The organism is Pelotomaculum sp. PtaB.Bin117 (assembly GCF_002067195.1).
Classification (GTDB): Bacteria; Bacillota; Desulfotomaculia; order Desulfotomaculales; family Pelotomaculaceae; genus Pelotomaculum_D; species Pelotomaculum_D terephthalicicum.
Genome location: NZ_MVQM01000092.1, coordinates 1 through 9,697 on the forward strand (window position 1 = coordinate 1; position 9,697 = coordinate 9,697).

Genomic DNA, 9,697 nt, shown 5'->3' on the forward strand with positions numbered 1-9,697 from the left:
CCGGCGAAACTGAAGAGCCAGGTTGAAGCTGCTGTCGACCGCCTGCCCAAAGTGCAGGGCGGCGGCGGGATGTATGTTTCCAAGGGGCTTGCGGAAGCGATTGACCTGGCCTGGAAGGAAGCCGAGCGTTTAAAGGACGAATACCTAAGCACCGAGCATATCCTGCTGGGGATGGTTGCCCGGCGGGACGGCGAAGCCGGGCGGATCCTGCGGCGGGCCGGGGTGACCGCGGACCGGGTGTATAAAATCCTGGTGGAGATCCGCGGCACCCAGCGGGTTACCGACCAGAACCCGGAGGATAAATACCAGTCGCTGGCCCGCTTTACCCGGGACCTTACCGACATGGCCCGCAAAGGGAAACTGGACCCGGTGATCGGCAGGGATGAAGAAATTCGCAGGGTGGTCCAGGTCCTCTCCCGGCGCACAAAAAACAACCCGGTTTTGATCGGGGAGCCGGGGGTCGGCAAAACCGCCATCGTGGAAGGGCTGGCCCAGCGCATTCTCAGCGGGGACGTGCCGGAGGGCTTGAAAAACAAGCGGCTGCTTGCCCTGGACATCGGGGCGATGGTGGCCGGGTCAAAATACCGGGGCGAGTTCGAGGACCGGCTGAAGGCAGTGCTGAAAGAAATCAACGAGGCCAACGGTGAAATCGTCCTGTTTATTGATGAATTGCATACCCTGGTGGGGGCCGGCGCCGCCGAGGGAGCGGTCGACGCGGCCAACATGCTCAAGCCGGCGCTGGCCAGGGGCGAACTGCGCTGCGTGGGCGCCACCACGCTTGACGAATACCGCAAGCATATTGAAAAGGACGCCGCCCTGGAGCGGCGGTTCCAGCAGGTTTATGTGGGTGAGCCCGGTGTGGAGGACACCATTGCCATATTGCGCGGTTTAAAAGAAAAATACGAAGTGCACCACGGGGTGCGGGTAAAGGACGCCGCCCTGGTAGCCGCCGCGACTTTGTCCAACCGCTATATCACCGAACGTTTCTTGCCGGATAAAGCCATCGACCTGATCGATGAGGCGGCTTCCCGGCTGCGTATTGAGATAGACAGCATGCCCACCGAGATTGACGAGATCGATCGGCGGATCAGACAGTTGGAAGTAGAGAAACAGGCCCTGTCTAAAGAGCAGGACAAAGGAAGCATCGAGCGGCTGGCCAGGATGGAGGACGAATTGCGGGACTTGAAGGGCAAAATGGAGGAATTGAAGGAACATTGGCGCAAGGAAAAAGAACTGATCCAGGACATCCGGGAGATCAAGGGGCAGATCGAGGAAACCAGACTGGCCGAGCAGACCGCCGAGCGGGACGGCGACCTGGGCAAGGTGGCGGAATTGCGCTATGGGGTATTGCCCGGGCTGAACCAGCGCCTGCAGCAAAGAAATGAGAAGCTGGCGGATTTGCAAAAAGCGCATAAAATGCTGAAAGAAGAAGTGGATGAGGAAGACATCGCCGAAGTGGTGGCCAAGTGGACCGGCATTCCGGTATCCCGCATGCTCGAAGGCGAGGTGCAGAAGCTTTTGCAGATGGAGGAATTCATCCACAGACGGGTGGTCGGCCAGGACCGCGCGGTGCAGGCGGTGTCCGACGCCATTCGCCGGGCCAGGGCGGGAGTCTCCGACCCGGACCGGCCGATGGGTTCGTTTATCTTTCTCGGCCCGACAGGAGTGGGCAAGACCGAACTGGCCAGGTCGCTGGCCTACCTGTTGTTTAACGACGAGCGGGCGATGCTGCGCTACGATATGAGCGAATACATGGAAAAACACACCGTGTCGCGCCTGATCGGGGCGCCCCCCGGCTACGTCGGTTACGACGAAGGCGGACAGCTGACGGAAGCCGTGCGCCGCCGTCCGTATGCAGTAATCCTTTTCGATGAAATTGAGAAGGCGCACCCGGACGTGTTCAATATCCTGCTGCAGCTGCTTGACGACGGCAGGCTGACCGACGGGCACGGCCGGACGGTTGATTTCCGCAACACCGTGGTGATCATGACCTCCAACCTGGGCGGGCACTGGTTCAGAGAATTGAACGGGGGCAACCGGGCCGAGCTGGAAGCGCGTGTGATGGAAGAGCTGAAGGCCAGTTTCCGCCCCGAATTTCTGAACCGGGTCGACGAGGTGGTTGTTTTCAACAACCTCGGCCAGGAAGAGATTGCCAAAATCGTTGACATCCAGCTGGCATTGTTAAAACAGCGCCTGGCTAAACTGGGCATATCCCTGGAAGTGACGGCGGAAGCCGGGGCGCTCCTGGCCAGGGAGGGGTTTGACCCGGTATACGGCGCGCGGCCGCTCAAACGCGCGATTCAGAAGCGGCTGGAAAACCCGCTATCAGTTTATATCCTGGAAGGAAAAGGCACCGCGGGTGATCGTGTCACGGTGGGCACAGACCCGGCCGGCGGGCTGGTTTTTGAAAAAGGCTGATTAAAACGGCTGTAGAGCGAACGAAAAGACCCGGGCGGGATTACCAACTGCCCGGGTTTGATTTTTGGTCTTGCTAAATCGTTTAGTCTTAAATATTGCGAGCCTGCTCTAAAAATTGGGACCTTTTAGATTTATTTCCTGAAACAATTATCATTTCCATTCCTATATATTTATTGGGATTTGTCGGAACTTGTAGTTCATTTTGGAAGGAAAAATCCTTTTATTGTCGAATAGAGTAATTAAAGGTATTTTGTGAGGTGGTGATTATTGATTAAATTCACTCTTACCTGGGACTCAGTTCCCAATGCGACGTGTTACAATGTTAAAAGGGCAACAACCTCTGGCGGGCCATATGAGGTTATCGCGACTAGCATAAAAGAAACGACCTATATTGATGCCGATACCGATATGAGCAACGGTACCACCTATTATTATGTGGTATCCGCAGTTACAGCCGATGGCGAAAGCGGAGATTCCAATGAGATAAGCGCCACTGTTGCTGATATTAACGCTGCAGGCGAAAACGGCAATTTGGATGAAGCACATGCCGCGACGCAAGAAACAGAATCAAGTGAGAATAGGGCGCTCATGGTAATCACGATGGTTAACGGCATCCAGAAGGAATATGACCTCACCATGGCGGAAGTTGATGCATTTATTAAGTGGTACAGCAGCAAGCCTAAAGATTTTTATGAGGTAACCAATATATACAATTCTGGACCGTTTCTCAGCATGAAGGAGTATATTGTTTTCGACAAAATACTCAGTTTTGAGGTGATGGAGTATATTGATAATTAGTTGTCCGTAAAAGCTTCCCTCTGGGAAGGCCTTTTTTTTCTTATTAAGGGGTCAGCCCTTGACATTGGACAAGCACAACAAATTATGGGGTAATAATATGGCTAGAACCTTATGATTAAAATATAATGATCGCTAACCTGCAGAATTGTCCAATGTCAAGGGCTGACCCCACGAATTTCACTGACCCCACGAATTTCAATGTCAAGGGCTGACCCCACGAATTTGTTCAGATTTTAAAGAATAGTTTTAATGAATAGTTTTTATTCGCAGGCAGGAATAACAAAAGAGACAATAGAAATCATAAAGTAAATTAATCTATGCTGCGCGGGGGATTATGCTGTGAGCGCGAAAGTATATTTTACCGATATGCGTGCGGGAAATGATCTGAGCCTGCTGGATAAAGTGGAAAGGTTGTTTGTGCGGGCCGGACTGCAGGAAATTATCGCGCCGGAAGAGCTGGTCGCCATTAAGCTGCATTTCGGCGAGCGGGGCAACACCGGTTATGTCCGCCCCCAGTTTGTGCGCCGGATTGTGGACAAGGTGAAGGAGTTGGGCGGCAAGCCGTTTCTCACGGATGCCAACACGCTCTACAAAGGCAGCCGTGCAAACGCCGTCGACCACCTGCAGACAGCTGTTGAGAACGGTTTCGCCTATGCGGTGATGGGCGCCCCGCTAATCATCGCCGACGGGCTGTCGGGAAAAGAGTACGTGAATGTGCAAATCAGCCGGAAACATTTTAATGAAGTAAAAATCGGTGCGTCCGCGTACCACGCCGACGCCCTGATCGCAGTTACTCATTTTAAAGGCCATGAGCTTGTCGGGTTTGGAGGTGTTTTAAAGAATCTCGGGATGGGGCTGGGTTCCAGAAGCGGCAAATTAATGATGCACTCCGATGTTCACCCGGTGGTGAGCGCCGACAAGTGCAAGGGCTGTGCAAAATGCGGCCGGTGGTGCCCGGCAGGAGCGATCTCAGTACGGCAAAAAGTATCTGTTATCGAGCCCGGCAAGTGTATCGGCTGCGGTGAATGTACCGTGACCTGCCCGGCCGGCGCTATCGAAATCGACTGGCAGTCCGAGCCGGATCGGATGCAGGAGAAAATAGTGGAGTATGCTGAAGGCGCGATAAAAAATAAGAACGGCAAATACGGTTTTATCTCATTTGTTACCCAAGTAACCCCTGATTGTGATTGTTGTGGTTTTAGCGACGCTCCCCTGGTAAGGGATATCGGCATCCTGGCCTCGCGTGACCCGGTCGCCCTTGATCAGGCTTGCGTTGATTTGGTCAACCGGGAAAAGGTTTTGCCGGGCAGCCGTTTGGCCGGTAAAGGAGACGTGGGGGATAAGTTTCTCGCATTGTATCCCGGTATAGACTGGCGGCGCCAACTGGATTACGCTGAAGAAATCGGGCTGGGCACCAGGAAATATGAGTTGATCAGTTGCTGAGAGGAGTCGGGAGCCAGGAGCCAGAATGAATAATTATTTCTAATCCATAAGAGAGGTGATTGCTTTAATGAAGAGTTTTGCAGACATAGTGGAAGAAGCTAAGAAATGCCCTCCGAAAAAGGTTGCCATAGCTGTAGCTCAGGACGGGGAGGTAATAGAAGCCGCCAGGGAATGCCAGGAAAACGGTATCGCCAATGCCGTGTTGGTTGGTGACGCTGACGAGATTGCCCGAATATCAAGCGAAAGAGGCATTGATATCAGCAATTTTGAAGTAATCAACGAACCGGAGATTAATAACGCGGCCAGAAAAGCGGTGCAAATGGTCCACAGCGGGGAAGCCGATATGGTGATGAAGGGCGCGGTTAATTCACCGACTGTGTTAAAGGCGGTTCTGGACAAAAATATCGGCCTCCGCACCGGGAAAGTCTTAAGTCACGTGGCTGTGTTCGAATCACCCGGTTACAATAGATTGATGCTGATGACGGATGCCGGGATGAATATCAAGCCAACCTTTGTCCAAAAGGTTGATATGGTTAAAAACGCTGTATCCGTTGCCAAGTCACTGCGAATTGAAAATCCCAAAGTGGCGCTCATCTCTCATATGGAACTGGTGAATCCTGACATGACCAGTTCTGTGGACGCGGGTATGCTTTGCAAGATGGCTGAAAGAGGCCAAATCAAGGACTGCATTGTTGACGGGCCGCTGGCCCTGGATCTGGCCTTATCCAAGGAGTCCGCCAGGGCCAAAGGCGTAAAAAGCGCTGTCGCCGGCCAAGCCGATATCCTCCTGCTGGACAATATCGACGCGGCCAACGTGCTTTATAAAGCGCTGGTATTCCTGGGGGGGGCGAAAATAACCGGCCTGATTGTAGGCGCCAGCGCCCCGGTAATCCTGACGTCGCGGGCTGATTCTTCCGAAGCGAAGCTGGTGTCCGTCGCTATCGGAGTGCTTATGGCGAATATTAAATAAATTATGATTATTTTTTGACCAAAATGTTGATATCCAAGGGGGTTGCATGAATATGAAAAGTTTTTTGCAGCTAATCATCAACCCAGGTTCAACCTCGACCAAGCTTGCGGTTTTTCGGGACAACGACCCCATTTTTTCCGAAACGCTGAGACACGGCGGCGAAGAACTGAAGAAATTCCCGGGAGTTACCGGGCAGTTTGCCTACAGACGGCGGCTGGTTATTGACGCTATTGCGAAATCAGGTGTTAAACCTGGGGAGCTGGACGCTGTGGTCGGCAGGGGCGGCTTGCTGAGGCCCGTTCCGGGGGGCACCTATTTGGTGAACAAAGAGATGCTTGAGGATTTGGAAGCGGAAAGACGCGGGTCGCACGCTTCGAATCTGGGCGGCCTGATCGCCCACTCCATTGCGGGGGAACTGGGCATCCCGGCGTATATCGTGGACCCGGTGTGTATTGACGAAAAGGAGCCTGTGTCACGCATTTCCGGGATGCCGGAAAATCCCAGGGAGAGCCTCTTCCACGCGCTCAACCAGAAGGCCGTGGCCAGGCGGGCGGCGGAAGACATGGGGAAAAACTATTCTGAAATAAACCTCGTTGTTGCTCACCTGGGTGGCGGCATATCGGTAGGCGCTCATTTGCGGGGACGAGTTATCGACGTGAATGACGCGCTGGCAGGTGACGGTCCGTTCACGCCTGAGAGGAGCGGGGGGCTGCCCGCGGGAAAACTGGTGGAGATGTGCTACAGCGGTCTTTACACCAGGAAAGAGATGATGAAAAAAATTGTCGGAGGAGGCGGGCTTGTAGCTTACCTGGGAACAGCCGACGCGCTGGAGGTGGAGGAACGGATTGAGCGGGGCGACGAGCAGGCCAAATTGATTTATGAGGCGATGGCGTACCAGGTGGCAAAGGAAATAGGCGCTTGCGGCGCCATCCTGAAGGGCGATGTCGACGCTGTCGTCATAACGGGCGGTATTGCCCATAGCCGCATGCTGGTGGGGTGGATTGAAGAAAGAGTTCGTTTTATCGCCCCGGTCCGCGTTTATCCGGGCGAAAACGAGATGGAGGCCCTCGCGGCCGGTGGACTGAGAGTGCTGGCCGGATTAGAGGATGTAAAAGTATATTAAAAAAATTATTAAAAAGTTACTAAAAAATTATTTAAACGACAGTAATTAATCGATCGGATTGGGAGCAAGTGAAGACAGTATTTGCTTGTCGCCTCAAAGGCGCCAGGCAAATACCGTCTTCACTTGCTCCCTTGTTTTTTTAAGAAAATTAACTCATTATAAGAAATTACATCCATATATGGAGGAATAATGTCGTATGTGTCGAAGTAGTGTATCTAAGTTAAAATATAACATTTTTGGGGAGAGAGTTAGCCGTGGAAGTCACAACAATTACCGGAATATTGTTAGGTGTTTTGTCTCTTGTGATAGCTTTCGTCATTGACGGTGGACAGGTTGCGTCATTGTTCAAACCTACTGCGGCCCTGATTGTTTTTGGAGGGACCATCGGCGCGACGGTGGTTTCTTTTTCGCTGAAGGAAGTGATGACTGTTCCAAAATTATTCAAAATTATCCTGTTTCAAAAGCTGCCCGACGAAATATCTTTGATTGAGCAGTTGGTGTCCCTGGCTGACAAAGTACGACGGGAGGGCCTTTTGTATCTTGAGAATGAATTGCCCGGCATGGGGGACAGTTTCCTGCGCAAGGGAATTCAGCTTGTGGTGGACGGCACCGAACCGGAGCTTGTTCGAAAGATTATGGAGACCGAAATGTATGCTGTTCAGGAGCGCCACCAAATCGGCGCGAACATTTTCGAGGCGGCCGGGGGCTACGCTCCTACCATGGGTATTATCGGCACGGTGATGGGGCTGGTGCACGTGCTCAGCAACCTGGAATCGCCGCAGGAATTGGGGCCTTCTATCGCTCTCGCGTTTATCGCCACGCTGTACGGTGTCGGCTCGGCCAACCTTTTTTGGATTCCGATATCCGGCAAATTGAAGAATCTCAGCAATAAAGAAGTCATGCAGCGCCAGATAATGCTGGAGGGGGTTATGGCCATTCAAGCCGGCTTAAACCCTGTGCTGATCAGGGAAAGACTGACTGCCTTTTTAAAGCCGAAAACCAGTGAGAAAGAAGAAGCGGCAGCAGCAGAACAATAGGAAGGGAAGATTGATTTTTTAATGAAGGAAAAGAAATCAGAAAGCTCCGGTAAAGCCGGTATGGAAAGGTGGTTGCTGACATACTCCGACCTGATTACCCTGCTGATGATCTTTTTCGTCGTTATGTACGCCCTCAGCAGCATAAATTCAAAAAAATTTGAGGCAATAGCTGTCTCGCTGGCAAGAGCGATGGGCGGCGGTCAGTCGGTATTGAACAACCCCGGCGTTTCGCTGGCGCCCGGCATTTCCGCCGAAGCGGAATTAACTGAAGAGAACGAACTGGAGCGAATCAAGAACGAGTTGCAGGCTTACATCGATCAAAACGGGTTAAACGGCCGGGTAACAGTAAGCATGGAGGAGCGGGGCATAGTGCTGAGCTTCCAGGATGTAGCCCTTTTCCCCTCAGGTTCGGCTCAACTCACACCTTACGCCAAGGATTTGATTGTCAAGGTCGGTCAGATATTGATTAAGACAACACAATACATCAGGGTTGAAGGGCATACCGACGATGTGCCGATTAATACCAAAGAATTTCCTTCAAACTGGGAGTTGTCGGTGGCCAGAGCCACCAGCGTTGTGCAGGAATTGATCGGCGAACTGAGCTTTCCGCAGCGCCGGCTTTCCGCGACAGGCTATGGGGAATATCGCCCGCGTGTACCGAACGACACCGCGGAGAACCGCCAGAAAAACCGGCGGGTCGATATCGTTGTGTTAAAGAGTAAATATGAGACGGCTGAACCGATGGCGCTTAAACCGCCTTTCAATGAGCAGAATGCTCAAAAGCCGTCAGGAGCCGAATGAAAGTATGGTTATCTTGAATCGAAAAAGGAGCGTGTGCCAACGGCTAAAGGTGAATTGGCAGGGGGGTGAGAGTGTCTCCTTTTTTCGTTTTTTAGAAGAAATTTCATCCAGTATTGGAGGAATAAACAGGGATATGTCGAAATTAAGTAATTAGCAGCTTATTTGCGGGGAGAGATGTTCTAGCGTGGAGATAACTACAGTAGCCGGTATCTTGTTGGGTATATTATCATTAGTGACAGCTTTCGTAATTGATGGAGGTCATGTTCTATCTTTAATCAAGCCTACCGCGGCCATGATTGTTTTCGGAGGGACCATCGGTGCGACAATAATTTCTTTTTCACTGAAAGAAATCATGACTGTTCCGAAATTATTTAAAATTATTCTGTTTCAAAAGCTGCCTGATGAAATAGCCCTGATTGAGCAGTTGGTCTCCCTGGCTGACAAGGTGCGCCGAGAGGGGCTCTTGTATCTTGAGAATGAGCTGCCTAACGTGGATGACAGCTTCATGCGCAAAGGAATTCAGCTTGTAGTGGACGGTACGGACCCGGAGTTGGTCCGCCAGATTATGGAGACCGAGATGTACGCCGTCCAGGAGCGTCACAATGTCGGCGCCAATATTTTCGAGGCCGCCGGGGGGTATGCCCCTACCATGGGTATCATCGGGACGGTGATGGGGCTGGTGCACGTGCTCAGCAACCTGGAATCACCGGAGGAATTGGGACCTTCCATCGCCCTCGCGTTTATCGCCACATTGTACGGTGTCGGCTCGGCCAACCTTTTATGGATTCCGATAGCAGGCAAGCTGAAGAATCTCAGCAAAAAAGAGGCCATGCTGCGTGAGATGATGCTGGAGGGAATCATGTCCATCCAGGCCGGCTACAACCCTGTATTGATCCGGGAAAGACTGACTGCTTTTTTGAAGCCGAAAAGCAGCGCCGGAGCGCAAGAATCTGAGGAGGAAGAATAGTTGTCAAGGAAGAAACAGCCCGAACCTGAAGGTAAAGCCGGCATGGAAAGGTGGCTGCTGACGTACTCCGACCTCATTACTCTGCTGATGATCTTTTTTGTCGTCATGTACGCCCTCAGCAGTATAAACTCAAAAAAATT

General features: G+C 52.1%; 9 protein-coding genes. All 9 read left to right on the forward strand.

Features of this window, described 5'->3' with window-relative positions; translation table 11 throughout:
• The coding region (clpB, locus tag A4E54_RS06160) for an ATP-dependent chaperone ClpB (protein ID WP_286725062.1) at positions 1-2,418 on the forward strand (2,418 nt) is incomplete at its 5' end.
• A gap of 267 nt (positions 2,419-2,685) precedes the next feature.
• Entirely contained in the window at positions 2,686-3,216 is a 531-nt protein-coding gene (locus A4E54_RS06165) for a fibronectin type III domain-containing protein (protein ID WP_240083252.1), read from the forward strand.
• 339 nt (positions 3,217-3,555) lie between these two features.
• Positions 3,556-4,659: a DUF362 domain-containing protein gene (locus A4E54_RS06170; protein WP_240083251.1), complete on the forward strand. Its 1,104-nt coding sequence runs from the start codon at positions 3,556-3,558 to the stop codon at positions 4,657-4,659.
• 67 nt (positions 4,660-4,726) lie between these two features.
• Entirely contained in the window at positions 4,727-5,629 is a 903-nt protein-coding gene (locus A4E54_RS06175) for a phosphate butyryltransferase (protein ID WP_240083250.1), read from the forward strand.
• A gap of 52 nt (positions 5,630-5,681) precedes the next feature.
• Positions 5,682-6,752 (forward strand): butyrate kinase, encoded by a 1,071-nt coding sequence (gene buk, locus A4E54_RS06180; protein WP_240083249.1) that lies wholly within the window; start codon positions 5,682-5,684, stop codon positions 6,750-6,752.
• A 254-nt stretch (positions 6,753-7,006) separates the two neighbouring features.
• A complete protein-coding gene (locus A4E54_RS06185) occupies positions 7,007-7,789 on the forward strand; it encodes a flagellar motor protein (protein ID WP_240083248.1) in 783 nt (260 codons plus the stop codon).
• A gap of 21 nt (positions 7,790-7,810) precedes the next feature.
• A complete protein-coding gene (locus A4E54_RS06190; protein ID WP_240083247.1) occupies positions 7,811-8,590 on the forward strand; it encodes an OmpA/MotB family protein in 780 nt (259 codons plus the stop codon).
• A gap of 184 nt (positions 8,591-8,774) precedes the next feature.
• Positions 8,775-9,557, forward strand: coding sequence for a flagellar motor protein (locus tag A4E54_RS06195; RefSeq protein ID WP_240083246.1), 783 nt, complete (start codon positions 8,775-8,777; stop codon positions 9,555-9,557).
• Positions 9,558-9,697: flagellar motor protein MotB (locus tag A4E54_RS06200; RefSeq protein WP_286725071.1), on the forward strand; the 140-nt coding region annotated here is incomplete at its 3' end.

Excerpts from the sequence above, each read along its gene's own strand:
- A4E54_RS06190 (WP_240083247.1), top strand. The coding sequence starts at position 7,811 with ATGAAGGAAAAGAAATCAGAAAGCTCCGGTAAAGCCGGTATGGAAAGG.
- A4E54_RS06175 (WP_240083250.1), top strand. The coding sequence starts at position 4,727 with ATGAAGAGTTTTGCAGACATAGTGGAAGAAGCTAAGAAATGCCCTCCG.
- buk (WP_240083249.1), top strand. The coding sequence starts at position 5,682 with ATGAAAAGTTTTTTGCAGCTAATCATCAACCCAGGTTCAACCTCGACC.